Source organism: Aerococcus sp. UMB1112A, assembly GCF_030230715.1.
Lineage (GTDB): Bacteria > Bacillota > Bacilli > Lactobacillales > Aerococcaceae > Aerococcus.
In genome coordinates this window covers 15,839-42,126 of sequence record NZ_JASPDS010000007.1, presented here as the reverse complement: position 1 = coordinate 42,126, position 26,288 = coordinate 15,839, and the positions used below count along the sequence as shown (strand labels likewise).

Genomic DNA, 26,288 nt, shown 5'->3' with positions numbered 1-26,288 from the left:
TGCCATGTGATAAGTGATCGGGGTAGATATGAGAAAGGAATGAACAGAGATGTCAGAAATTTACAGGGCCAAGCGGGTGATCCTCAGCCAGGAAGACCTAAGTGATGCCTATATTGAAGTAGCAGACGGCAAATTCGTTGGCATTTACACTGAACTTGAGGAGGGGCGAGACTATGTGGACCTAGGGGAAGTCACCCTGGCACCGGGCCTCTTTGACCTCCATATCCATGGCTTCTTGGGCCATGATGTAATGGATGCAGATCCCCAAGGCCTAGCAGCGATTGCGGAAGGCTTATTGTCTTGTGGGGTCACTTCTTGGTTGCCAACGACCCTGACTGCACCGACGGAAGAACTCAACCAAGTTTGCCAGATGATTGGTGATACAGCACCTCACTTAAGTGGAGCTAGGGTTCAAGGAATTTTCCTAGAAGGCCCTTTCTTCACTGAGAAATACAAGGGCGCACAGAACCCTAATTACATGTTAGATCCAGAAATTGACCAGCTGAAAAATTGGCGGCAACTTTCCCAGGGCTTAGTTAACCGGATCGGGATTGCACCGGAACGTGAAGGGGCAGTTGACTTTGTCAAAGCTGCCAAAGAACTGGGCGTCCATGTTGGCTTAGGCCACTCTAATGCGACCTATGACCAAGCCAAGGCCTGCCATGAAGCGGGGGCTGACTTCTTTGTCCATACCTACAATGGCATGTCTGGTCTCCACCACCGCGAACCGGGTATGGTGGGTGCGGCGCTAAGCTTCAAGGAGGTTTATGCCGAACTCATCTGTGATGGTTACCATGTCCATCCGCGCGCTGCTCAAATTCTAGTCGACCAACGTGGACCGAAAGAAAGCCTCCTCGTGACCGACTGCATGCGAGCAGGGGGCTTAGCAGATGGGCCTTCCAAGCTAGGTGAGTTTGAAGTCATCGTTAAAGATGGAGCGGCCCGCTTGAAAGAGGGAGGTAACTTGGCTGGTTCCATCCTAGAACTAAAGACAGCCGTTAAGCATGTGGTGGAATGGGGCTTGGCATCGCTCCCCGAAGCTGTCCGGATGGCTTCCTATTACCCAGCCAAATCGCTAGGTTTGGAAAATGTCTGCGGTCAAATTAAGCCTGGCCTGGATGCGGACTTCATTATTCTGGACGAAAACTTGGATCTTAAAGCTACCTATCTCAAGGGAGAATGCCGCTACCAAGCCTAGCCTGACCGCCCTAAAAAGGAGCTCATTTATGATCATTTGCCTGATTTGTCTCGTCCTCGCCTTTGCTTTTCTCTATATTTATCGAAAAGTCAACCAGCGTCTCTACCGAGCTGAACTGGCTGAGGACTTGGTATTTGACCTCGGACCTCGAGCTTACCGGCAGGCAGTCCAGGTGCGGGGGCAAGACCGGACCAAGCCCCTTATCTTATGGATCCACGGAGGGCCAGGTCTTCCTAATCCGGCGCTTACTTATAGCTACCAGAAAGCATTGGAAGACGATTTTATTATTTGCTACTGGACCCAGGCTGGATCTGGCCGATCTTACTACCTTAATCCGGACCGTTGTCAAGAGGGCCCCAGCTACCAGGAATTGGAAGGGAGCCTGGATGACTTAGTCGATAAACTTTGCCAGCGTTACGGTAAGGATAAGCTGATCTTGGTCGGCCATTCTTTTGGGTCCATCTTGGGTCTAGGCTATGCCAAGGCCCATCCAGGCAAGCTCTTAGCCTATGTGGGGATCAGTCAGATTACGGACATGATTGCCGGTAACTTCCTCATCTTGGATATGGCTGAGGGGGTCATCAACCGTCTTGGTGACCGCCAGGCCCTGGCTTCCTTGACCAAGGCCAAGCGAGCCACCCGCCATGCCCTTCAGTCTCGCTATATCGAAGCGAAGAACTATCTTAAGGTGGAGCGCTTGGCCCAAGATTATCTGCGGACGATTCCCTGGAAGGCCCAAGCAAAGGTCTTTTGGCAAGCTCTCAGCTCACCTGATCTAAGCTGGGCCGACCTGCGTTGGTACGGGCTTATGGCCTGCCAAGGGACGCGCTTTACCCAGATCCAAGCTGACCTGATGGAAGAGGCCCAGCGTATGGACTTAACAGCTATCGATCGCTTGGAGGTCCCCCTGCTCCTAGTCTCAGGAGCTCTGGACTGGCAGGCCCCCCTAGACCAAGTCTTTGACTTCTTTGACCAGGTCCAAGCTCCCCAGAAGGCTTTCCGTATTATCCCTGGAGCAGGCCACAGTCCCTTCCTCTCGCATGAGAAGCTCTTTAGCCATTGCCTGAAGGATTATTTATACTATCATTTGAAAGATTGAGGCTGAAATTTTCAGCCTCTTTTTACATAATTTTCTTTTTATGTCGAGCGATATATGATTGATGGTGACCATAATTGACCAGTTAAGGGCTTTACTATCAAAAAAAGTGATCGAATATGATCGAAAATGATTGAAACGATCCTTCGAACATGGTATTCTATTAATTGAGAGGGGGTGTTGAAAACGCTTGCGACAGAAAGAAGGCAACTCATTGTGGAGATGCTCGAGAAAGAGTCCCTAGTCAAGGTAACCAGTCTGGTTGACCAACTCGGTGCTTCTGAGGCGACCATCCGACGTGACTTATCCACTTTAGAAGATGAAGGGAAGCTAACCCGCGTTCATGGTGGCGCTAGACGGCATTATTCATTGGATAATGAGAAGTCACTCGACGAGAAGTTGACCCAACATATTGAAGAGAAAGAAGCGATTGCTAAGGCAGCAGCTGACTTGGTTCAAGATAAGGATATTATTTATTTAGATGCTGGGACAACCACCTTGCAGATGGTTCCCCATTTAGCGGGCCTCGATATTTTGGTGGTTACCAATGGAATTGAACAAGCCATGGCTTTGAATGCTTTAGCTATCGATACGATTATGTTGGGCGGTAATCTGAAAAAAAACACGCGGGCTGTCGTCGGTTCCCAAGCTTTTCAGCAACTTGCGAATTATCACTTTAACAAGGTCTTCATGGGGATCAATGCTATCCACCCCGATTTTGGCATGACGACTCCAGATATCGAGGAGGCTAATATTAAGCAAGAGGCGATCAGCCAAGGCGGCCAGGTGTATTTCCTCGCTGACAGCAGCAAATTGGACAAGATGTCTTTTGCCAAGGTAGCTGATGCGGACACAGGAATTGTGATAACGAGCGAGCTGAGCCCTGAGCTCAAGCAACAATGTAGCGAACAAATTAATTTAAGAGAGGTGAAGGGATGATTTATACAATTACTTTCAATCCGGCCGTCGACATGGTCTACCAGCTTGATCAATTAGTTGAAGGCGGATTGAATCGCTCAGCTGAAGAAAGCTATGTCGCTGGGGGTAAAGGGGTCAATGCGTCCATTCTTTTACGGCGCTTGGGTCATGAGAACCGGGCAACGGGCTTTCTAGGTGGCTTTACCGGTCAGTTCATTAAAGATGAGCTCCAAGCTGAAGGCATCGATCCTTATTTTATTGAGGTCGATGGCTTTACCCGGATTAATGCGAAGATCAATACCCGTCAAGCAACGGCAACAGAGGTTAACGGCGAAGGCCCTCAGATTCCACAAGCAAAACGCGAGGAACTAGCAGTCTTCTTCCAAAAAGAACTCCAGGCCGGTGATGTGGTTTTCCTAATGGGCAACAAGGCACCCGGGATGACAGCTGATGACTTCAAGAAAATTGCCGATATTTGCTTGGACAAGGGCGCGCGTTTTGTCTTAGACACTAACCGCGATCTCTTGCGTGCCTGCCTCGCTTCTAAGCCCTTCATTATTAAGCCGAATAATGAAGAGTTGAGTGAAATTTTCAATGTCAAGATTGAAAGTGTTGAAGACATCATCTACTATGCTAAGAAGCTTCAAGAGGAAGGTGCAGAGAATGTGCTGGTTTCCTTAGGGGCTAAGGGTGCCCTCCTGGTAGCAGCTAATGGGGAAGTTTACCAGTCAGACGTACCAAATGGCCAAGTGGTCAACCCAACTGGTGCTGGGGATTCCATGCTGGCTGGCTTTATGGCCAAGTACTTGGAAACAGAAGACTATGCCCAAAGCTTGCAACAAGGTGCGGCTTCTGGCTCTGCCACCACTTATTCCGCAGGGATTGCAACAGCCGACAAAGTTTATGCACTTTACCAAGAAATTAATGTCAAAGAAATTTAATAGAAGCATTTGAGGGGAGTTATTTATGGCATTAGCAGATTTATTTATCCAAGACGCAATGGACTTGGACTTACAGACAACAACGAAGACCGACACGCTCAAGCACCTGGCAGAAAAATTTGCCCAAGCTGGCGGTGTGACCAATGTCGATGAGTATGTGGCAAAATTAGAGGCCCGCGAAGAAATGTCAACCACTGGGGTAGGCGATGAGATCGCGATTCCGCATGCCCAACATCCTTCCATTAAGCAAGCAGCGGTTATCTTTGGCCGCAGCAAGGAAGGCATCGAATGGGAATCTATGGACGGGCAACCGGCTAAATTAATCTTCATGATTGCAGCACCTGAAGGCGAAGGCAATGAGCACTTACAAGCCCTCTCTAAATTATCTGGTGTCTTGATGAAACCTGAAGCCAAGGCAGCATTATTAGAAGCTGAAACAACTGCCGATGTGGTTGCTATCATGGACAAATTTGATCCGGATAAGGAAGAAGAGGCTGAAGAAGAGGAAGTGGAAGCCGCACCAGCTGTTGCTGATGACGATGTGTACATCCTAGCCGTTACTGCCTGCCCAACCGGGATTGCCCATACCTATATGGCCGAAGAAAAACTCAAACAGGCCGCTGAAAAAGCTGGCTACAAGATCAAAGTTGAAACCAATGGCCAGGGGGGGTTAACCACCGCTTGACCAAGGCGGATATCGATGCAGCCACAGCTATTATTGTAGCTGCTGACCGTAAAGTAGAAATTAATCGCTTCGATGGTAAACCTGTCATCTTCCGTAAGGTAGCGGATGGGATTAATATGGCAGATGAATTGATTCGTCAGGCAGCAGAAGGGGAAGCGAAGACCTTCCATGCTAGTGAATCTACCCATGAGGAAGATTCAAGCAATGAATCACTCGGCCGTCAAATCTACAAGCACTTGATGAATGGGGTTTCCCACATGCTGCCATTTGTTGTGGCAGGGGGGATGTTAATTGCCATTTCCTTCTTCTGGGGGATTAATTCTGCAGACCCAGCAGACCCAAGCTTTAATGAAATCGCCCACTTCTTAAATACCCTAGGTGGTTTAGCCTTTGCCATGATGCTCCCAGTCTTGGCTGGTTTTATCGGGCAATCTATTGCTGATACGCCAGGTTTAGTTGTAGGGGCTATGGGGGGCGTCTTTGCCAATCCAGGGATCTTGACTGCCTTTAACCAAGAAGGCTACTTCGCCACTGCAGCGCCATCTGGCTTCTTGGGTGCTTTAGTTGCAGGTTTCTTAGCCGGTGGGATTATCTGGCTCTTGAAGAAAGCCTTCGCTTGGTTACCTAAGTCCTTGGAAGGGATGAAACCAATCTTCATCTACCCACTCTTCGGTGTCCTGCTCATGGGCTTAGCCATGTTCTTTGTTGTCAATACGCCAATGGGCATGATCATGGATGCCTTAACCAATGGCCTGGCTTCTATTCCTAGCGAATTAGGGGTTGTCCTCGGCTTCATCGTCGGTGCCATGATGTCTATTGATATGGGTGGTCCTTTAAACAAGGCAGCTTATGTGACAGGGACAGCTTTAGTTACTCAGGCTAATGGGGCAGGTTCAGATGTTATGGCTGCCGTTATGGTCGGTGGGATGGTGCCACCAATGGCTATTGCTATCTCAGCAACCCTAAACCGTAACCTATGGCCAGAAGCCCAACGCAACTCAGCTATGGTCAACTATGTGATGGGGGCAGCCTTCATTACTGAAGGGGCTATTCCTTTTGCAGCCTCTAACCCAGTCCGCGTGATTCCTTCCTTAGCCATTGGGGCTGGGGTAGCCGGTGCCTTGAGCATGTTCTTTAACTGTGTCAGCTATGTACCACACGGTGGGATCTTTGCGGTATTGACCAATGGTGTGACTAACCCCGTTCAATATGTGATTGCTTGGTTAGTTGGTTCTGTAGTTGGGGCCTTACTCCTAAACTTCTTCCTCAAACGTGACCCAAAAGCTAAGTAATTCCTATGGGCTTTTATCGAAAGATATAGTAAAATAGATATGTAAACGCATTAAAAAGCTTTTTAACTAAGGAGGACCTATGACCTTACAATTAACAGGTATTGCAGCAAGTGATGGGATTGCAATTGCCAAGGCCTACTCACTAGCTGAACCAGACTTAAGTTTCGAAGAAAAAACCATTGAAGATATCAAAGCCGAACAGCAACGCTTTGAAGCGGCTCGCTTAGAAGCCCGTCAAGAAATTGAAAAAGTTTATGAGTCAGCATTAGAAAATGTTGGACCAGAAGCCGCGGCTGTCTTTGATGCTCACTTACAGATGATCGATGACCCTGAATTTAACGGACAGATTACAGCGAAGATCGAGAGCGACCAAGTCAATGCTGAAGCGGCCCTACGCCAAGTGGCAGACTTCTTTATTCAAACTTTTGAAGCCATGGTAGATAATGCCTATATGCAAGAACGGGCAGCGGACGTGCGTGATGTTTCTAACCGGATCCTAGCTAAGTTATTAGGGGTGAACATCCCCAATGCAGCGACGATCGATGAAGAAGCCATTGTGATCGCCCGCGACTTAACCCCAAGTGATACGGCGCAATTGAACAAGCAATACGTGCTTGGTTTTGCGACAGACATTGGGGGCCGGACTTCTCACTCCGCGATTATGGCCCGCTCTTTAGAAATTCCTGCTGTCGTAGGGACAGCTAAGATTTCCCAATCCGTAAATGATGGCGATATCGTTGTTATTGACGGTTTAGACGGGGAAGTTATTGTTAACCCGACTGAAGAAGAACTCGCCACTTACCGTGAAAAGGCGGCTGCTTTTGAAGAAAAACGCAAGCAATGGGCACTCCTAAAAGATGCTGAAACCGTAACGAAAGACGGTCAACATTTTGAACTCTGCGCTAATATTGGGACCCCTAAGGATGTGGACGGGGCCCTCAATAATGGGGCAGAAGGGATTGGCCTCTACCGGACAGAATTCCTCTACATGGATTCTGATGAAATGCCAACAGAAGAGGCCCAGTATGAATCCTACAAGAAAGTCCTAGAAGCTATGGGCGACAAGGCGGTTGTGATCCGGACCATGGATATCGGTGGTGATAAGGAATTGCCTTACATGGACCTGCCTGAAGAGATGAACCCCTTCTTGGGCTACCGGGCCATCCGGATTGCCCTCGACAAAAAGGATCTCTTCCGCACCCAACTTCGGGCCCTGCTCCGTGCTTCAGCACACGGTCACTTGAAGATCATGTTCCCAATGATTGCTAGCCTGCAAGAGTTTCGTGAAGCTAAATCCTTCCTAGAAGAAGTGCGCCAAGAACTTGAAGGAGAAGGCCATGAAGTAGCTTCAGATATTGAAGTCGGTATCATGATTGAAATCCCTGCAGCAGCTGTTCTTGCTGACCAGTTCGCTAAGGAAGTAGACTTCTTCTCTATCGGGACCAATGACTTGATCCAATACACTATGGCAGCAGACCGGATGAATGAGCATGTGTCTTACCTCTACCAACCCTACAATCCATCTGTCCTTCGTCTGATCAAGCATGTGATTGATTCATCACATAAAGAAGGTAAATGGACCGGGATGTGTGGGGAAATGGCCGGCGACCAAATTGCTGCGCCATTACTCGTTGGTATGGGCTTGGATGAATTCTCCATGTCTGCTTCAAGTATTCTGAGAACTAAGGCCCTGATGGCAGAATTAGATACTAAGGAAATGGCAGCTTTGGCTGACAAGGCCTTAAATGAAGCTACGACAGCTGATGAAGTCGTTGCCTTAGTCAAAGAAGCAGTAAAAATTGATTAATGAGCGCCTATGCGCGAAGAGGCTGGAGTTTTTTCCAGCCTCTTTTCTTATAAATAAAAATTGTCAAGTTAAGCTAAAATTTTACTCACATACATTGGCTTTTTTCATATAAAGGCCAAGCTTGCAGCTAGGTCTTAAAATGTGGTAGGATTAAATGATAATGTGAACAATAAATGCTAGGCTTTAGCACTGATAGAAAGGATGCCAGTCCATGCCAGCTTTGGAATATCGATTAATCAAAAAAGAAAAACATACAGGAGCCCGACTCGGAGAAATTAAGACGCCCCACGGTATTATTGAAACGCCAATCTTTATGCCTGTGGGGACTTTGGCAACGGTAAAAAGTTTGTCACCAGAAGAATTAAAGGCTATGAACGCCCAAATTATTCTCTCCAACACCTACCACCTCTGGTTGCGTCCAGGCGATGATATTGTTAAAGAGGCGGGAGGCCTTCACCAATTTATGAACTGGGACCGGCCAATTTTAACTGATTCTGGAGGCTTCCAGGTTTTCTCCTTGAGTGACAGCCGCAAGTTGACCGAAGAAGGGGTCCACTTTAAGAGCCACTTGGATGGGCGCAAGCTCTTCTTGAGCCCAGAAAAAGCCATTGAAATTGAAAATAATTTAGGGGCAGATATCATCATGTCCCTGGATGAGTGTCCAGACTTTAACCATGACTATGACTATGTTAAACATAGTATTGACCGGACCACGCGTTGGGCAGAGCGGGGGCTCAAAGCCCACCAAAGACCGGATGACCAGGCCCTCTTTGGGATTCTGCAAGGAGCTGGCTACAAAGACTTGCGCCTCCAGCATGCTAAGGATATGATTAGTTTGGACTTCCCAGGTTATTCTATAGGGGGCTTATCTGTAGGCGAGTCCAAGGAAGAAATGTACCAGGTCTTAGATTACCTGACGCCTGTCATGCCAGAACAGAAGCCCCGTTACTTGATGGGGGTAGGAAGCCCAGATGCTCTAATTGAGGGAGTCATTCGTGGGGTTGATATGTTCGACTGTGTCCTGGCCACACGGATTGCCCGCAATGGGACCTGTATGACGAGCCAAGGCCGTTTGGTGGTTAAGAATGCCCCTTATCAGAGAGATTTTAATCCGATTGATCCCAAGTGCTCTTGCTATACCTGCCGGAATTTCAGCCGGGCCTATGTCCGCCACCTCTTCAAGGCAGATGAAACATTTGGCCTCCGCCTCACCTCTATTCATAACCTCCACTTCCTCCTAGATCTCATGGCCCAGGTTCGCCAAGCCATCCGGGATGACAATCTCTTAGACTTTAAGGAAGAATTTTTCGAGGCATATGGCCTAAATACTAAAAATCCTAAAAACTTTTAAGAATTAAAGGGCTATTCAGCCTTTTAGGGGTCGAGCTATGTTAGAATAGACGTATCCAATGTATTCAATTACTGGAAGGAGCGACAAATTTAAATGAATTCATTCTATATTGCAGCGTCAGGCGGAGGCCTGATGAGTCTTTTATTATATTTTATTGTTTTTGGTGGGATTATGTACTTCTTAATGATCCGCCCACAAAAGAAACGTCAAGAGAAACACCGGGATATGTTGTCGTCCATGGCCGTGGGTGACCATGCCGTAACAATTGGTGGCCTCCATGGTGTTATTTATGAGATTGACGACGTAAAAAATACCATTACCCTCGATTGTGAAGGGGTTCTCCTAGTATTTGAACGTTCAGCGATTGCTCGGACCCAAAAGGCCGATCCAGCTGGGACAGAAGCGGCAAATGCAGCCATCTCGAATGCGGCTGAAGCCCAAGCAGCTGAAAAAGCAGACGAAGAAACAGTCCAAACTCAGGAAGCCGACCAAGTTGAAGAAAAGGATGGACTTGAAGTGCGCGAAGGTCAAGCGGATCCTCAAGACGAGGAATAGGGAAACATGCCACTAGCGGAAGCGATCGCACTTAGTGACTGGGAACGCTTCTGGCTGAAAGCAGCCTTTGAGCGTAAGGCCAAGCAATTTCAAGAAGAAGGCTATCCAGAGATTAGGAGTCAGGATATTGAAGCCTACTTTACGACTTATGCCTGGAAGAAGGAGAAACCCAAGCGTATTCGTCAGAAACGCCAAGCTGTGAACGCGCTCACGGCCAATGACTACTTCGATTACGCCTATCTGGAAGCGTCCACACTGTCGGTTCCTAAGCTTGATGATATGGATATCTCTAATCTTTTATAGTCGGAAACAGGATGCCAGAAGGAAGCTTTTGCCAGCTGGTCATCCTGTTTTTTTCTTGGTTAAATTTCAAGACGGAGGAAATTTCTATCGTTCTGAAAATTATTAATTTCATGTATAATAGAGGGTAGATAATTTATGGGCTTGGCCAAGTTGAACCATATCAAATGAGGGAGTGAATGAAGGTCTTATGTCTAGAAGTAAAGATGATTACATGAAAGCAATCTACCAATTGAAGGGTGATGAGCGTAATATCTCGAATAAGGAAATTAGTCAAGCGCTCCATGTTTCAGCCGCTTCCGTCACTGAGATGTTGAACAAGCTGCAGGCTGAAGGCTATCTTGTCTATGTTCCCTACCAGGGCGTTCGTTTAACGGAGGAAGGAAGCTATTTTGCCTCGCAGATTATTCGCCGCCACCGGCTCTGGGAAGTTTTCTTACACGATGAATTGCGTTACCCTTGGGATGAAGTCCACCCCGAAGCCGAAGTCTTAGAGCACTATGTTTCGGACGACTTCATCAACCGCTTAGAGGCCTATCTGGGTTACCCAAAGTACTGTCCTCATGGTGGTGCGATTCCTGACCAAGAAGGGCATTCAGAACATGAAGCCATGGAGGCCTTGGCAAATATTAACTTAGGGACTTCCTTTATCGTGCGCCGGGTGGTAGATGATGACCAGCTCCTAGCCTATTTGGATGAACATGGCCTGCGCATGAATAAAGCTTATGAACTTGTTGACCGGGAAGCCTATAGTAATGACCTGGTCCTGAAAGATTTAGACCAAGGGCAGAGCTTACGTTTAAATGCTGGAGCTAGTCAAAATATATTTGTGGAAGTAAGCCTGTGACAAAAGCCGCTTAGGCCTAGACCATTGGAGCCTACTATGGAACTGGATGTCAGGATTGATTTTTGGTACAGCTTCTTGCTAAAAAGTTCCTTAGTCAAAAAAGAGGCTAAAGTTTTTAAGTCTAGGGAGAATGGAGGGCTAGTATGCGGACGATTGGGATTCTAGAATTTGAGGAACCCAAAATTGAAGCTAAAAGAAAAATTTTACACGTCGACATGGATGCCTTTTATGCTTCCATCGAGCAGCGGGATGAACCCAGCTACCGTGGTAAGCCCTTAGTGATTGCCCGCCATCCCAAAGAGAATAGCGGTAAGGGAGTGGTCGCAACGGCCAGCTATGAAGCACGTAAATTTGGCATTCATTCGGCCATGAGTGCGGCAGAAGCCTACCGTTTATGTCCCCAGGCGATTTTTGTTCCTGCCCGTCATGCGTATTACCGGGAGGTTTCAGCCCAAGTCCGGGAAATCTTTGCCCGCTATACGGATTTAATTGAGCCTTTGTCCATTGATGAGGCCTTCCTAGATGTGACGGAGAATAAGCTCAACCAGCCCTATGCTATGTATTTGGCCCGTGATATCCAAGAAAGTATCTACCAGGAGCTCCGATTGACTGCCAGTATTGGTGTTTCTTATAACAAGTTCTTAGCTAAACTCGCTTCAGATTATCGGAAGCCGGGGGGAATGACGGTAATTACGCCCAAGCGAGCGCTAGCCTTTTTGGACGGGCTGCCAGTCGATGACTTCTATGGCATCGGCAAAAAGTCAGCTGAGCGCCTCCATGAGCGAGGGGTTCATAAGGGAAGCGATTTGCGGGCCTTGAGTCAGGAAGAATGCCTGGACATTTTTGGGAAACTTGGCTTGCGGATCTACGAACGGGTCCGAGGCGTTGACGAGCGGCCAGTCCGGGTCAAGCGCCAACGCAAGTCAATTAGTAAGGAAACCACACTCTATCCCTTCCTCTACCATGAAGATGAGGTTCGCCAGCAGCTCCAGCGACTAGCAGCTGAGGTCAGTCAATCGGCAGAAGATAAAGGGCTCCACGGCCAGGTGGTCACCCTTAAATTCCGTTACCCAGATTTTGCTACTATGACTAGGCAGCGGTCTTTGCAGACGCCTATCTATGATGCGGAGGAGATCGCCTTCCACGCCGAAGACTTATGGGAGGAATTTGGCCAAGTTGACCAGGGCATCCGCCTCTTGGGGGTCGGTTTGTCTGAACTTACTGCTCAAGATTTTGAAAATCTGAGCCTGCCCCTTAAGCCGCCAACTCCAGACTATCAAGCAGAAACAAAGGAGAAGAAAGATGACGACTAAGCATGAGCAAATATTGAATTATATCCGCGATTTACCAATTGATACGAAGATTTCCGTGCGGCGTATTGCTCGTGATTTGAAGGTATCCGATGGTACCGCCTATCGGGCCATCAAAGAGGCCGAAAATCAAAACCTCGTCCGGACTGTCGAACGAGTCGGCACTGTTCGGATTGAACCCTATGATTACGACCAAACCAAGCGCTTGACCATCCGCGAAATTGTCCGCTTGACTGATTGTACCGTCCATGGGGGCGAGCGAGGCCTGGATGGCGAAATTACCAAATTCATTATTGGTGCCATGCAAGAGGAAGCTGTGATGACCTATCTGAGACCTGAAGCCCTGATGATTGTCGGGGACCGGGAAGATATCCAACGAGTGGCCCTAGAGCATGGAATGGCTGTTCTGATTACCGGGGGCTTCCAACCCTCTCAAGCTAACATCGACCTGGCCAACCAGAAGCAGATCCCTATCATGAGCGTGGCTTTTGACACCTATTCTACAGCGACGGTGATTAATAAGGCCATGATTGAGCGGGCCATCCAGCAAGATATTGTCTTAGTTGAAGACATCTTTATTCCTTTTGAGAAGACCTTTTATCTCTTTACCGATAGCCATGTGGTTGACTATCGTAAGCTTAATGAGAAAACCCGCCACAGTCGTTTTCCAGTAGTGAATAAGAACTATGAATTGCAGGGGATTGTAACAGCTAAGGACTTGCTCGGCAAGGAAGACCGGGAAGTTATTGAATCTTGTATGACCGCTGATCCCTTGGTAGCTAAGCTCTCTATGAGTGTGGTCAGTGTGACCCACATGATGGTATGGGATGGTCTGGAGCTCCTGCCGGTAGTGGATGACAGCAACCGTCTCCTAGGGATTGTCTCCCGCCAAGATGTCTTGCGAACTCTTGAATACAAGCAACACCAGGTCAACCGCAATAGTCGCCTGGAGTCTATGCTCGAAGAGAAGTTAGAATGCCTCGATGATAGCCTAGAAAATCCACGCTACCGAATGCTGTCAGATGCCACCATGTCTAACCAATTAGGCACCCTATCAACTGGATTGCTCTTAGGAGTCATCCAATTAGTGGTTGAACAATACTTTGCCGATGTCGTCCAAAAAACAGCCATTATTGAAAGTGTTAATTTTCTTAACTTGCGGTTGGTGCAATTGAATAGTACCTTGGAAATCCACCCCCGTATCTTGACCTTGGGCCGCCGTCATGCCTATGTTGAGGTCCATGTATACCATGGTCAGCAGCTGATGGCCAAAGCCACTTTAACCATGCAAATTCCCTTGGATATGAAGGAGTAGATTCTTTATGGAAGATATTTTACAAGCTATTGAAGCCTATGACACGATAATTATTCACCGCCACCAGCGGCCAGATCCTGATGCTTTAGGCTCCCAGCTCGGCTTAAAGGCAGTGCTGGAAGCGACTTATCCTGACAAAAAAATATATGCAGTTGGGCAAACGGAGCCTTCCTTAGCCCAGTTTTCGGCCATGGACCAGGTAGATGATGAGACCTTTAATCAGGCCTTAGTGATTGTGAATGATACAGCCAATACGGCTCGCATCGATGATGACCGCTATAGCTCTGGCGAACGCTTGGTCAAAGTTGACCACCATCCCGATAATGAAGCTTATGGAGATCTTTCTTATGTGGATACCACAGCGAGCTCTTGTTCAGAAATTTGGGCGCGGACAGTCTTAGACCCGCAAAATGCCTTAAAAATGACGGATCAAGCTGCTCAGAATTTCTTCTTAGGGATCGTAGGAGATACCGGACGTTTCCTCTTCGACAATACAAGTCCAGAAACCTTAGCTATAGCAGGTAAACTTTTGGCCTTTGACTTCCCGGCTAGTCAATTGATGCAGGCCTCCATGGAGATAACGCCTGGCCAAGCCCGGCTCCAAGCCTATGTCCTCGACCATACACAAAGAAGTCAAGATGGTCTCGTTGCTAGTGTCAGCCTGAGCCAAGCAAGCCTTAGTGAACTTGGTTTATCTGAAGCGGAGAGCCACAGCATTGTGCAAATGCCTGGTCAAATCAAAGGTGTCCTGGCCTGGGTCATTTTCGTCGAACAAGCTGATGGCACTTACCGCTGTCGGATTCGCTCGAAGGGTCCGACCATTAATACAGTGGCCCAGGCTTTCGATGGTGGCGGCCATCCAAAAGCTAGTGGGGCGAGCGTCCCTTCAGCTGCAGACCAGGTCAAGGTCCTCCAAGCCCTCCATGATGCTGCCCAGACTTACCAGGACCAGCTAGGCCAAGCTTAGCCCGTGTGAAAGGAGTCCATAATGACATTTTCCGACTATAATTTTGCGACTTATATTGAAGAAGCCATCCAAGACTTAGGCTTCCATGAAGCTACCCCGATTCAAGAAGAGGTCATCCCCTTGATCCAAGCAGACAAGAGCTTGGTGGCACAGAGCCAGACGGGATCGGGAAAGTCCCATGCCTTCCTACTGCCTCTTTTTGATAAGCTTGAAGACCGGGACCGGACCCAGTTAGTGATTACGGCGCCGTCTCGAGAATTAGGCGAGCAGCTCTATAAGAATGCCAGTCAAATCAGCCAATTTGCCCCCTTTGATTTGCGGATAGAGCGGGCTTTCGGGGGGACAGATACTAAGCGCCAGGCTGAACGCCTGACCCACCGCGCCCCCCATGTGATTGTAGGGACGCCCGGAAGAATCTTAGACTTGGTCCAACAGCAATTAGTCAACCTCCATCATTGCCAGCACTTTGTTGTAGATGAAGCGGATATGACCCTGGATATGGGCCTTCTAGAAACCGTTGATCAGATTGCCAGCCGGATGCCTGAAGACTTGCATATGTATGTCTTTTCAGCCACTATTCCAGAGAAACTCCATCCTTTTCTTAGAAAGTATATGGCTGCTCCGGAATGGGTGACAATCGAGAATGAACGCTTGATCTCACCGACCATCCGTAATATCCTCTTGCCTGTGCGTGGGCGCAAGCGCGAGGACTTGCTCTATGAAGCGCTCACCGTGGGCCAACCTTATCTGGCCCTGGTCTTTGCGAATACCATTGACAAAGTTGACCAGGTCTATGAGGACTTGCGCCAACGTGGGCTGTCGGTGGCTAAGATCCACGGCGATATGTCTGCCCGCGACCGCCGCCGTGTCATGCGGCAAATCCAGCAATTAGACTTCCAATACGTGGTAGCTACTGACTTAGCTGCTCGGGGGATTGATATCGATGGCGTTTCCCATGTTATTAATTATGAAATCCCTCATGAATTGGAATTCTTCATCCACCGGGTAGGGCGGACCGGCCGGCAAGGCTTGCCTGGCACCGCAATCACCTTCTACGAACCCGACCAGCAGCCCGCAGTTGAATGGTTGGAAAAGAAGGGCATCCAATTTGAAGTGATGGACTTGAAGAACGGCGAGTGGCGAGATGTTAGTCACCATGACCAAAGACGCCAGCGCAAGGCCCAGCACCAAGAAGAAACGGACCATACAGTGAAGGGCATGATTGCCAAAAATAAAAGAAAGAAAGTTAAACCCGGTTATAAGAAGAAGTTGGACCGGCAAATTAAGAAGCATAAGTCTACTAAGGCTAGGGAGAAGCGCCGCCAACAACTTCGGGCCCAACGCAAGGCCAATAAGGACCGTAACTCTTTTTAATCGACTTCATAAAAACGCCCTTCAGCTTATACTGAAAGGCGTTTTTAATATGTAAATATACGGCTTGCTTAGCCAGCTAGGAAGACATGCATAATGACCGCAAAGATGGCCATGAATAAGCCGACAAGAAGGGAGAAGATAATGCACCACTTATAAATTAAGCCTGTTTCATCTTCGGTCTCTTTTGTTATAAGATGATGATAAAATAATGCAAATATTTCTAATCTTCTCCTTTTTATAATAGATAATAGTTGATATGCATAACATTTATTGTTATGGTCAATGTGGAAAAAATATATTTATAGCTAATATGAAGTCATATTTAAGGAGGAGCTTATGTCTAAGGAAAAAAAATTGAACACTTGCAAGAGATTATTAAAATAGAATCGGTTAATGGGAATGAATTGGAAGTTGCACAGTATTTCCAAGACTTATTTGAAGAAGCAGGAATTGAAAGCCAGCTTATCAAGCATGAAGAAGAGGGACGGGCCTCCCTGGTTGCAGAATTAGCAGGGACTAGCGAGGGTGATATATTAGCCTTAACGGGCCACTTCGATGTCGCAGCTGTTGATGACCCAGAGGAATGGGAACACGATCCCTTCCAAGGCAAAATTGAGGATGGCAAGCTCTATGGCCGGGGAACGACAGATATGAAGGCAGGCCTCTTAGGTCTGGCTCTAGCTATGATTGAACTCAAAGAAGAAGATTTTGAATTTGCTGGCAAGATTCGTTTCTTGGCGACAGCTGGTGAAGAGATTGGCATGCTTGGCTCGCGGGAACTAACCGACCAAGCTTACACTGAAGACTTGGCTGCCATGATTGTTGGTGAACCCGTGAATCCTGGTGAAATCAATACTTCCCACAAAGGGTCACTAAACTATGATCTCACTGCCAAAGGGCGGGCCAGCCATTCCTCAACACCTGATGAAGGAATCAATGCCATCATGATCCTCCTCCAAGCCATTGAAGCTGTCCAAGAAAAGATGGACCAGGTTCGTAATGACTATCACAATGACCTGTTAGGAGAAACTTACAATTCCTTTACCGTCATTTCAGGTGGGACCCAAGCCAATTCTATTCCTGAAAGTGCTCGCGCCACAGCTAATGCTCGCACCATTCCTGAATTTTCTAATGACCAAATTATTGACTTAATTCAAGAAACAATTGATGAATTCAACAAAAACTTAGAAGAAGGCCAGGTTAGTTTTGAAGTCACCCAGAACAGCCAACCTATTATAACAGCAGAAGATAGCCCATTAGTTTCCAGTGCCTTAAATGTCTTAGGGGACCTTGAAGTCACTTCCTTTGATGCAGTAACGGATGCTTCTAACTTCACAGCTGTTGACCAAGACTTCGCCATGATTATTTATGGCCCTGGTCACTTGGACCTCGCCCATGTCCTCAACGAATACGTAGAAGTCGACGCCTACCTAGAATACACTGAAGACATCAAAGCCATCATCAAAGACTATTACAAAAACTAAGGGTGTGAAGGCTAGCGGGAGAGATAGACTTCTGGAGCTAAAAGCCAGAGTAGACTGAAAGACTTCGCAGGGATTTTGTGAAGAGGAGCCACTTCTGCGCGACCGAACCCAACTACGAAGGGTGTGAGACTTGGTGCTTAGGCTTGGATGATTGGAGCAAGTCAGAATAAGAGCGAAGCATTCGCTTATTTCTGCCTTTGCAAATCCGACTAGGGTGTGACCACTAGCAGGGTAAATAGAGCTTTGGAAAAAGTCAGAGAAGCGAGTGAAACAAAGCTCGCAAAGTCTAGTGGTCTAATAGGCAAAATAAAAATCCTAAAGGCGCTCTAGAAGGAGCTAGCCTTTAGGATTTTTCTTATTTATTCTTATCGTCAAAATATTTTTCAATTTCTTTAATTTTTTCTTTGAGCTCATCTTCACTTAGTTTTACCACATGGGTTCTCAGAGTCATAATCCAGAAACGGAAGAGGGCTAGGAGAATGATGAGCTCCGATTGGAAAGGAATCATCAGGCCCAAAATATTAAGCAAGCTGAAGACTAGCAGGGGCTGGGTCATACTGAAGAGGCTGAGGTTAAATCGGTCAGCAAAGTTTAAATGGAGGGTCGTTCCTAATTTAAGGATCTGTGCGATCAGACTGATCATTAGGGCTAGGAAAGCGACATAGAAGAATGAAGAAATATATAAGCTGGCAAATAAGAGAACCATGGTGAGACCAGTAATCTGGGTCAGTTGGCGGATGATCGCTTGGCTATTGGCTTGGTTTAAGTCCTGGCCCTGTCCAGCAAGGTCCTGGTAGGAAAGCTGGTAGTTTTGGTTGAGGGCAGCAATCGTTACTTGATCTTTTTGGGCATGAATAACCAGTTTGGGTTTCTTCTCAATATTTTGCATCTCTTGGTCAGAAATCTGGTTTTTAGGGTCGAAGGCGAAGGTGATGAGGTCTGTCTTATTCACGAAACCTTCTGATTCGGACTGAGTAATCTGTCCTTCCTTCATCTCAAAAGCAGGGATAGACTGGGCCACTTGCTCGCCATTATCTTCGATCAGTTCAAGAACGGGGAAAATATTAGCAAAGAGGGCCGCTGCGCTGACCAGGGTCAGGAGGGCTAAGTAGGCGATTTTCTTGCCTAGTTTCATGGTTAGAGCTGGGATGGTACGCTCGATTTTAAAGATACTATAGATAAATAATTTCCAAGTTGCTATCATAGGATGCCTCTTTCTAGCTTCTGTACTTCTTATTTAGTATAGCAAAATCCAAGCAAGGCTGGCAAAAAACTTCCAGGCTTAAGCGAAATTTAAAAGGCTTGAGCGGATGTTTTGAATCTTGAGCTAAGACTTGTTACACTCTAAGTAGAATAAAAAAGGAGGAAGTTAAATATGCCATTTGAGTTACCAGAATTACCTTATGCTTATGATGCTTTAGAACCTTACATTGATGAAGAAACAATGAAATTGCACCATGACAAACACCACAACACTTATGTGACCAATGCCAATAAAGCTTTGGAAGGTCATGATGAATTTGCGAACAAGTCTGCTAAAGAAATTTTAGCCAATATCGACCAAGTGCCAGAAGATATTCGTCAAGCAGTCATCAATAATGTAGGTGGCCACGACAACCATAGCGAGTTTTGGAAGATGCTGGCTCCTAATGCTGGTGGCGAAGCAACAGGCGAAATTAAAGAAGCTATTGATAAGACTTTTGGTTCTTTCGACAAGTTTAAGGAAGAATTTGCCAGTGCAGCAAGCGGTCGCTTTGGTTCAGGTTGGGCTTGGCTCGTTGTTGAAAACGGTGAATTGAAGATCGTTTCAACCCCTAACCAAGATTCACCTGTTATGGATGGTCAAGCGCCTGTTTTAGGCTTGGATGTTTGGGAACATGCTTACTATCTCAAGTACCGCAATGTTCGCGCTGATTACATCGATGCTTTCTGGCATCTTGTGAACTGGGACTACGTTAACGAATTATACGCAGCTGCTAAATAGTTCATTCTTTATTGAGAAGCTAGGTTTGAGCCTGGCTTCTTTTTTGATCCTTTTGTAAGAGAATTTAGTCAGGTATAATCAATGCAAGGGAGGGATTAGATGTCAAAATGGATGAAATGGGCCAAGGAGCTCCAGGCTCTGGGCCAGGCAGGTTGTTATTATACTGCGAATGATTTTGACTTGGAACGATTCGAACGGATCCGAGCCATTTCACAGGAGATGTTTGACCAGCTGACGGATGCCTCAGCAGAAGAGATCGCCATGGTTTTTAGCGAGGAGGAGGGCTATCAGACGCCTAAGATTGACACTCGGGCGGTGATCTGGCAAGACGATAAGATTCTCTTGGTTAAGGAAAGAAACCAGCAATGGGCCCTGCCCGGGGGTTGGATGGATATTACGGAGACTTTGGCTTCGAATTGTGAAAAAGAAGCCTGGGAGGAAGCGGGAGCCAAGGTCCATGCTGACCGCCTGCTCTTTCTTGAAACCAGTCATGCCAATGATACCTTTTTTACGGTGGTGAAGGTATTCGTCGAGTGCCAGCTGGAGAGTGTGGATTTTCAGGCCAATAATGAAACCTCTGCCTGTGCCTTCTTTGCCCTGGATGACTTGCCGGACTTATCAGTCTACCGCACCTCTCCTGCCCATTTGGCTAAGTGCTATGAGGCTAAAGACGCAGGCCAAGACTGGCAGGTTGCATTTGACTAGCTTAGCAAGTTTCCTTTTTCTTTAATTGATAGACAGGGAAGGAGGCTGGGACAAAAGTTCCGGCCTCCTTTTAAATAGCAAACATTTTTCAAAAAACTGCTCCAAAAGTCAGGCCTGATCGACTTTTGTCACCCTCTCTTTTGTCGTTTTTATTTCTTCTTGTCTCTGCAGTAGAGGAGGATGAGGAGGCCTGCTGTTGTTGCTGAGACGATCAGTCCGGTAGTCAGGGCACTAGGCCAGAAAGATAAGCTAATCTGGTGCTTACCCGCCTTGCCAAGGGGGATGGCAGTGAATCCGCCGTCTAGGACGGGCTGGCTAGCGACTTTTTTACCGTCAACGGTGAAGGTCCAGTTCTGGTTGTAGGGAAGGGTGAAGACCAGCCAGTCTTGGTTTTCCTGGCTTTCGACCTGTCCCTGGATTCGGCGGTTGCTGAACTTATCAATCTTGAGGCCGGAAGCCTGGAGTCGACCTGCCATTTGGCGAACATGGTCTGGGTTGAGACGGTAGAGGTTGACATTGTTTAAGTCCAGGTCATCCGCCAGCAATTTGATAGAGAAGCGGTGGCTTTGACCAGCTTCATTGGCTGCTAGGTTATAGACTTGGACACTATTGAAGCTTTTCTCATAGGCCATGGGCTCGCCATCCAGGTAGAAGACTAGGTCATCTTCGTTCAGATGGCCAGGTACCGTCAAGTAATAGGAATCATTGGAATTAAGCTGGATATCGAAATGAATCCAGGCATCGCCCTTATCTGAGGTCTTTCGGTAGTGGGTGTTGATCTGTTTGGGATCTGCACTCTCTACCTTATCTAATTCCAGACCAGCAAAAGAGGCCACTTGGAAATACTGGTAGTAATCCTTAATTGCTTGGCGGTTGGCAACTTGCAGGAGCTGGTCCTGGAGCAAGATGGGATAGGCATTGTGGAGCTTAAGATCTAAGATCTCCCTAGGTAGACTATAAGCCAAGGGGAGGGCACTATCGTTCTCGTAAGCCATTAAATAAGGGTCGGATTGTACTAGGGGATAGCGCTTGGTATCAGGTCGGCTACTAGCGGCTTGGAGATGGATCTGGTTACTGCTTTGATCTGCCGTCTGAGATTTACTTTCGACCAAGTAACGGACACCAAAGAAGGCATCAGTAATTAGAGTTCCGTTATTATAGGACACAAAGCCTTCACTGGTTGGGAGGCCCAGATAGCGGAAGAGCTCAGTGGTTGACTTTTCGATGGTGGAGTTGAAATGGCTGAGGCCGTAATAGTTGAGCTGCATGGGATCATTCTTGGTTCGCTGGAAGAGTTTGCTGATGCGGTAGAAGTCCTTACTAGCAGGATTGAGCTCTTCAATGAAGTCTTCGGTCAGTTGATTGTAGTCCGCGACTTCAGAATGACTGAGATAAGAGATAGCTGACAGAGTCAGACAAGTATTAGCGGAAAGTTCCACAACCGTGAGCAAATAAATGAGAAAAGTTGACCAAGTAGGACGGCGGTCGATAAAGAATAGCATCAGGTTACAGAGAATGAAGAGCACAAAGCTGGCCAGGATATAGGGCCCCTGCAGGTAGTCGAAACGCTCGCCTTGGCTGAGGACATAGACCGTAGACGCCGTGAAAAGTCCCAAGAGGATAAGGGCGGTCTTGAGATGGAAGGTGCGTAAGTGTCGGTAGCCCCGGTAGGCCAGGAAGAGACAGAAGAAGCTGAAGACAAAGCTAAAGCGGTAGGGGTACCAGATAGGGGGCTGGAAGCCATGCCAAATTATATTGAGGGCTTTGACATTCATCGATAGGATGAGTAGGAAGAGGACCAGCCCAGCCCCCCATTTTTCTTGGCGGGGAATCTTCTTTTGGCTAAAGTAGAGGGCGAGAGCAATTAGGCCCAGGCTACCGATATAGACATTGGGCAGGCCCTCAGGCATCTGGTCGAAGTTAAAGGGGGCCAGGTAAAATTTGCTCAAAAGATCCTGGATTGGATAGGCCAGTTCCCATTCCCAGTTAACCTCACTCGCATAGGTGCCCTTGCTTAGACTGAGTGCCTGGTAGCTCGGCAGGAGGACTAGGGCAGCTAGGCCAGCTGCGGCTAGAGAAGTCCAAGTAAAGCGCCAGACTTGTTTCAAGCTGGCCTGCCAGTTGGGCCAGGAAAAGTCGCGGATGAGGGCATAGACCATGTATAGGGCTAGGAAGAGGCAGACCATGTAGCCCATGTAATAGTTAGCGATGAGGATATAGGCCAGGCTCAGGATATAGACGGGCCATGAACCTTTCTTTAGGAGCTTCTCCAAGCCGTAGACGACTAAGGGGAGGAAGGCATAGGCGTCTAACCACATGACATTTAGCTGGTTAGCAGAGACATAGCCAATCAGAGCGTAAGCAAAGGCAAAGCTAAGCGACCGCCAGGAGATGTCGCCGTAGTGCTTAGCCAGGAGGTATTGGAAGCTGGCACCAGCCGTTCCGATTTTAGCTGCAATGATTAGGGCTACGGCCAGGGTCATCCAAGACTTGGGAAAGAGGAGCAAGATAAGTAGATAGGGGCTCATTAAATAATAAGTCCAGGTCCCAATCATTTCTCCTCCTAGGGCTTTCTGGAAGCTGTAGAGGGCTTGGTCCCATTGTCCCAAGAGAACATTGCGGTAATAGGCATAGAAGTCGATATATTGCTGGCCCAAATCAACAGTGTAGAGACTTCCATCCCCGAAAGGAAAAAGACCTAGACCAAAGAAATAAAAGACCATAAGGATGACAAAAGGTAAGCCAAAGCTGGCCACTAAGGACCAGGCTAGGGGATGCTGGTGGATATTTTCTTTCAGGGTCTGGTAGTAGCGGCTGATCAGATTCATGGGGACCTCCTTCTTAGAATCACGTCTTCATTTAATCTTAATATAAGCAGGGCGAATAGCCAAGACCTTTTATCCTTTAAGCTTAAGATAAAAATGGGTCCTGCGGCTTTCATTCAAACGGTCCATTTGCTATAATAAATGTCTGAAAGAAGGTGAAGAATTGGACAAGCAGCAAGTTAAGCGCAAAGAAACGCACTGGGATCGTTATTTAAATCGATTGAATATTCTTTTGGTCCTAGTTTTTGCTGGATTTGCCCTCTTGATCTTCCGTTTGGGTTATTTGCAGTTAGTCAATGGTCAGACCTTCGAGGAATTGGTCCATTTAACGGAGACAAATGTAGCTAAAGAGGGTGTGCCTCGTGGTTATATTGTCGACCGAGATGGCCATAAATTAGTTGATAATGAAGGCTTACAGGCAATCGGCTACACACGGGGCAAGAATACCAGTGGGGAAGATATGGCTAAGACGGCACGTAAGTTAGCCGACTTCATTGAAATGGATACGGAAGCCTTAACCGAACGTGACCTGAAAGACTATTGGGCAGCAAGTCATGAAGATGAACTTAATGACCGTTTATCCAGTGAGGAGAAACGCTTGAAGGGCGGACAACTCTATGATGCCCAGCTCAACCGTATCCAGTCAGAAGACTTGGACAAATTATCTGACCAAGATAAGGAAGCTGCCGCGATCTATAAGCAGATGAATAGCGCCTACGCCTTCAGCACAACCCTGATTAAGCATGAGAATGTGACTAACGAAGAAGTGGCTCGGGTCAGCGAGCACAGCGCCGACCTGCCTGGGGTGACAACAACCATTGATTGGAAGCGGGTCTACCCTGAAAAAGACCTCCTGCGCAGTGTTCTAGGCTCTGTTACGACCGAGAAAGAGGGGCTGCCAAGTCATCGGGCTAACCGCTACCTGGCCAAGGGCTATGCCCGCAATGACCGGGTCGGCCAATCTTATCTCGAAGAAATGTATGAAGCAGACTTGCGAGGGGCCAAGGCCAAGTATGAGACCGAGGTCAACCAGAATGGTGAATTGGTCCAAAACAGGCAAAAATACTCTGGCGATATCGGAAACACCCTCCGCCTAACCATCGATACCAACCTGCAGAAGCAAGTCGAAGCCATCGCCGAAGACTATTTAGAAAATAAGTCTACTGGCGAAAATAATCAGATTTATGTGGTCGCAACAGACCCACGGAATGGCGAGGTGCTGGCTCTGGGCGGCAAGCGCCGGGGTGAAGATGGTAAGCTCTACGATGATGCTTTAGGAACAATCAACGCTTCCTTTGAAATGGGGTCAACCGTGAAGGGAGCTACCATTGCGGCCGGCTACTACTATGATGTTCTTGAACCAGGGGGAGACAATACTTTTGTCGACCAGGCCTTGAATTTCTCAGGGACGCCAATCAAAGCGTCTTGGTGGTATGCTTTTGATCCAAGCCGCCGGGTCGTTTTGGATGACCGCAAGGCCCTAGCTATCTCCTCTAACGTTTACATGATTCGGGTGGCTATGGCGATCGGTGGCATGCAAGAATACACAGATGGGATGTCTCTGGTAGACCTTGATCCTAATTTAGGGAACAAATTGCGTCATGTTTATGCTCAATTTGGCCTAGGAGTTGAGACCGGTATTGATCTTCAGAATGAATCCACCGGTCTGAATGGTGGAGAATCTGCTCCAGGGAACTACTTAGACATGTCATTCGGCCAGTTCGATACCTATACCCCCATGCAGCTCAACCAGTATGTGGCAACCATTGCCAACGGGGGTAAACGCTATGCCCCCCATTTAATGAAGTCGATTGAAAAGACGGATACCAGCCAAAACGCTAAAGAAAACTTTAACCAGTTGATCTACAAGAGCCAACCCCGTCTTCTCAATGAAGTCCAGGTCGAACCCGCCGCCATCCAAGCCATCCAAGAAGGCTTTCGGGCGGTTGTAGCAGATCCAGATGGCTTGAGTAATGATCTCTTTGGGGGCTTCCCGGTGCCTGTCGCCGCTAAGACCGGGACAGCAGAAACCAATGAACGCGGCATTGTCAATTCGACCTTTGTGGCCTATGCTCCCTATGACAATCCGCGCATTGCCATTTCAATTGTTATCCCTGCCAAGTCTTCATCGGCTGCGGATGTCGACGCTCAAAGTGTAGGCTATGATGTTTTATCAGCTTACTTTGGTCACAATACAAAACAAAATGAAGCAGACCAGAGTCAAGAAGCCAGCCAAGGATCAGACAACTAGAAAAATCATTTTGCAAAGTCTTAAATCATATGCTAAAATATTGTGGTATGCTAAAAAAGAGCAAATGAAATCAAATCAATGGGAGGTAGTCCAATGCGCGTTAACATTCTTTTAGAAAATACTGAATGCAAGGGTGAACGTTTATACTTAACTGAAAAAAACAAACGTAACAATCCTGATCGTTTAGAATTAAAGAAATATAGTCCAAAATTAAAACGTGTCTGCTTATTCCGCGAAGTTAAGAAATAAGTTTCAGACAAGTCATGCCGCGCTCCTCTCTGTGATGAGCCGGTGCAAAGAGGGAGAGAGCTTTTCCCTCTTTTTATTTTACCTTCACAAGAAGCTACTCTATAATAAATCTATGGACCTTAAAGGGAAGGGAGGATGTTATGAAGCAAAAGCAGCCCATTGTTACTTATAGCCTACTAGCCATCCAAATTATTGTTTGGTTATTCATGACCTGGTTGGGAGGCAGTGAGCGAGCGGACATTTTAGTTTTATTTGGAGCCAAGGTGAATGCCTTGATTGCGGGCGGCCAGTATTGGCGACTGCTGACCCCTATCTTTATCCATATTGGCTTTACTCATTTGCTCTTTAATTCGATTACCTTATACTACTTGGGCCCTATGGTCGAAAGTATCGTGGGTCATTGGCGGTTTTTGGTAATTTATTTACTTTCTGGATTGATGGGGAACTTGATGAGCTACCAGTTCTCAGCTGCTATCTCAGCCGGGGCATCAACGGCCCTCTTCGGCCTCTTTGCCTTCTTTATTGTTAAAGCCTACATGCATCCCAATAATCCTTACTATGAAGCTTTAGGACGAACTTATAAGACACTTATTGCTATGAACATTGTTTTAAATCTTTTGGCTTCTAATGTGGATATTGCAGGGCACTTAGGTGGGGCCTTGGGAGGCTTGTTGAGTTCTTTTATCTTTGCTCAGAAGCAAAATGAAGTTAAAATTTGGCAAATCGTCTTAGCACTCGCTGTGTATGTGGCCATCGTTTATTTCATTCTTGCCAAGACTGGCATTTACCAGCTATTATTTTAGTATGTGTTGATTGAAAGAGGAGGACATTCAA

The 26,288-nt window shown here is 47.2% G+C and carries 23 protein-coding genes; 21 read left to right on the top strand and 2 right to left on the bottom strand.

Annotation, left to right across the window (positions count from 1 at the left end; translation table 11 throughout):
• The first annotated feature begins 49 nt into the window (after positions 1-49).
• The 16 genes from nagA to QP860_RS05390 all read left to right on the top strand — a co-directional run bounded on the left by nagA (position 50) and on the right by QP860_RS05390 (position 17,440).
• Positions 50-1,198: an N-acetylglucosamine-6-phosphate deacetylase gene (gene nagA / locus QP860_RS05465; RefSeq protein ID WP_284878568.1), complete on the top strand. Its 1,149-nt coding sequence runs from the start codon at positions 50-52 to the stop codon at positions 1,196-1,198.
• Between the two features lie 28 nt (positions 1,199-1,226).
• Complete coding sequence (locus QP860_RS05460) at positions 1,227-2,297, top strand: alpha/beta fold hydrolase (protein WP_070616775.1); 1,071 nt, start codon at positions 1,227-1,229, stop codon at positions 2,295-2,297.
• A 174-nt stretch (positions 2,298-2,471) separates the two neighbouring features.
• On the top strand, positions 2,472-3,233 hold the full coding sequence (locus tag QP860_RS05455; RefSeq protein ID WP_256374727.1) for a DeoR/GlpR family DNA-binding transcription regulator: 762 nt from the start codon (positions 2,472-2,474) through the stop codon (positions 3,231-3,233).
• Positions 3,230-4,153 (top strand): 1-phosphofructokinase, encoded by a 924-nt coding sequence (gene pfkB / locus QP860_RS05450; protein WP_070616778.1) that lies wholly within the window; start codon positions 3,230-3,232, stop codon positions 4,151-4,153. The genes QP860_RS05455 and pfkB overlap by 4 nt, the downstream gene beginning before the upstream one ends.
• 25 nt (positions 4,154-4,178) lie before the next feature.
• Positions 4,179-4,838 carry a fructose PTS transporter subunit IIA gene (locus QP860_RS05445; protein ID WP_284912318.1) on the top strand — a complete coding sequence of 220 codons (660 nt, stop codon included), beginning with the start codon at positions 4,179-4,181 and terminating at the stop codon, positions 4,836-4,838.
• On the top strand, positions 4,835-6,130 hold the full coding sequence (locus tag QP860_RS05440) for a PTS fructose transporter subunit IIC (RefSeq protein ID WP_284912317.1): 1,296 nt from the start codon (positions 4,835-4,837) through the stop codon (positions 6,128-6,130). Before QP860_RS05445 ends, QP860_RS05440 begins: the two co-directional genes overlap by 4 nt.
• A gap of 79 nt (positions 6,131-6,209) precedes the next feature.
• Positions 6,210-7,937 carry a phosphoenolpyruvate--protein phosphotransferase gene (gene ptsP / locus QP860_RS05435; protein ID WP_284912316.1) on the top strand — a complete coding sequence of 576 codons (1,728 nt, stop codon included), beginning with the start codon at positions 6,210-6,212 and terminating at the stop codon, positions 7,935-7,937.
• Between the two features lie 211 nt (positions 7,938-8,148).
• Entirely contained in the window at positions 8,149-9,288 is a 1,140-nt protein-coding gene (gene tgt, locus QP860_RS05430) for a tRNA guanosine(34) transglycosylase Tgt (protein WP_284912315.1), read from the top strand.
• 93 nt (positions 9,289-9,381) lie between these two features.
• Positions 9,382-9,843, top strand: coding sequence for a preprotein translocase subunit YajC (gene yajC, locus QP860_RS05425; RefSeq protein ID WP_284912314.1), 462 nt, complete (start codon positions 9,382-9,384; stop codon positions 9,841-9,843).
• Between the two features lie 6 nt (positions 9,844-9,849).
• Positions 9,850-10,146, top strand: coding sequence for a post-transcriptional regulator (locus tag QP860_RS05420; RefSeq protein ID WP_067975630.1), 297 nt, complete (start codon positions 9,850-9,852; stop codon positions 10,144-10,146).
• Positions 10,147-10,333: 187 nt separating this feature from the next.
• Positions 10,334-10,990 (top strand): metal-dependent transcriptional regulator, encoded by a 657-nt coding sequence (locus QP860_RS05415; protein ID WP_070616788.1) that lies wholly within the window; start codon positions 10,334-10,336, stop codon positions 10,988-10,990.
• Between the two features lie 143 nt (positions 10,991-11,133).
• A complete protein-coding gene (gene dinB, locus QP860_RS05410) occupies positions 11,134-12,303 on the top strand; it encodes a DNA polymerase IV (protein ID WP_284912313.1) in 1,170 nt (389 codons plus the stop codon).
• Positions 12,293-13,615, top strand: a complete 1,323-nt coding sequence (locus QP860_RS05405) for a DRTGG domain-containing protein (protein WP_070616792.1) — start codon at positions 12,293-12,295, stop codon at positions 13,613-13,615. Before dinB ends, QP860_RS05405 begins: the two co-directional genes overlap by 11 nt.
• A 7-nt stretch (positions 13,616-13,622) precedes the next feature.
• On the top strand, positions 13,623-14,582 hold the full coding sequence (locus tag QP860_RS05400) for a DHH family phosphoesterase (RefSeq protein WP_284912312.1): 960 nt from the start codon (positions 13,623-13,625) through the stop codon (positions 14,580-14,582).
• 21 nt (positions 14,583-14,603) lie between these two features.
• On the top strand, positions 14,604-15,956 hold the full coding sequence (locus tag QP860_RS05395) for a DEAD/DEAH box helicase (protein WP_284912311.1): 1,353 nt from the start codon (positions 14,604-14,606) through the stop codon (positions 15,954-15,956).
• A gap of 353 nt (positions 15,957-16,309) precedes the next feature.
• Positions 16,310-17,440 carry an ArgE/DapE family deacylase gene (locus tag QP860_RS05390; RefSeq protein ID WP_350338475.1) on the top strand — a complete coding sequence of 377 codons (1,131 nt, stop codon included), beginning with the start codon at positions 16,310-16,312 and terminating at the stop codon, positions 17,438-17,440.
• A gap of 355 nt (positions 17,441-17,795) precedes the next feature.
• Here QP860_RS05390 and QP860_RS05385 read toward each other — a convergent pair whose 3' ends face one another.
• On the bottom strand, positions 17,796-18,644 hold the full coding sequence (locus QP860_RS05385; protein WP_284910751.1) for a DUF1189 domain-containing protein: 849 nt from the start codon (positions 18,642-18,644) through the stop codon (positions 17,796-17,798).
• Positions 18,645-18,815: 171 nt separating this feature from the next.
• Here QP860_RS05385 and QP860_RS05380 point away from each other — a divergent pair, with 171 nt between their 5' ends.
• Entirely contained in the window at positions 18,816-19,424 is a 609-nt protein-coding gene (locus QP860_RS05380; RefSeq protein WP_070616802.1) for a superoxide dismutase, read from the top strand.
• A 99-nt stretch (positions 19,425-19,523) separates the two neighbouring features.
• The gene (locus QP860_RS05375; RefSeq protein WP_070616805.1) at positions 19,524-20,129 is read left to right on the top strand and encodes an NUDIX hydrolase; all 606 of its coding nucleotides are present in this window, start codon (positions 19,524-19,526) and stop codon (positions 20,127-20,129) included.
• A gap of 149 nt (positions 20,130-20,278) precedes the next feature.
• Here QP860_RS05375 and QP860_RS05370 read toward each other — a convergent pair whose 3' ends face one another.
• Positions 20,279-22,957, bottom strand: a complete 2,679-nt coding sequence (locus tag QP860_RS05370) for a YfhO family protein (protein ID WP_284912309.1) — start codon at positions 22,955-22,957, stop codon at positions 20,279-20,281.
• Between the two features lie 160 nt (positions 22,958-23,117).
• Between QP860_RS05370 and QP860_RS05365 the strand changes: the two genes are divergently transcribed.
• From QP860_RS05365 to QP860_RS05355, 3 genes are all read left to right on the top strand, one after another.
• The gene (locus QP860_RS05365) at positions 23,118-25,205 is read left to right on the top strand and encodes a penicillin-binding transpeptidase domain-containing protein (protein ID WP_070616807.1); all 2,088 of its coding nucleotides are present in this window, start codon (positions 23,118-23,120) and stop codon (positions 25,203-25,205) included.
• Positions 25,206-25,298: 93 nt separating this feature from the next.
• Positions 25,299-25,454, top strand: coding sequence for a 50S ribosomal protein L33 (rpmG, locus tag QP860_RS05360; RefSeq protein ID WP_067975665.1), 156 nt, complete (start codon positions 25,299-25,301; stop codon positions 25,452-25,454).
• Positions 25,455-25,594: 140 nt separating this feature from the next.
• Positions 25,595-26,257 (top strand): rhomboid family intramembrane serine protease, encoded by a 663-nt coding sequence (locus QP860_RS05355; protein ID WP_284912308.1) that lies wholly within the window; start codon positions 25,595-25,597, stop codon positions 26,255-26,257.
• The last annotated feature ends 31 nt before the right edge of the window (positions 26,258-26,288 follow it).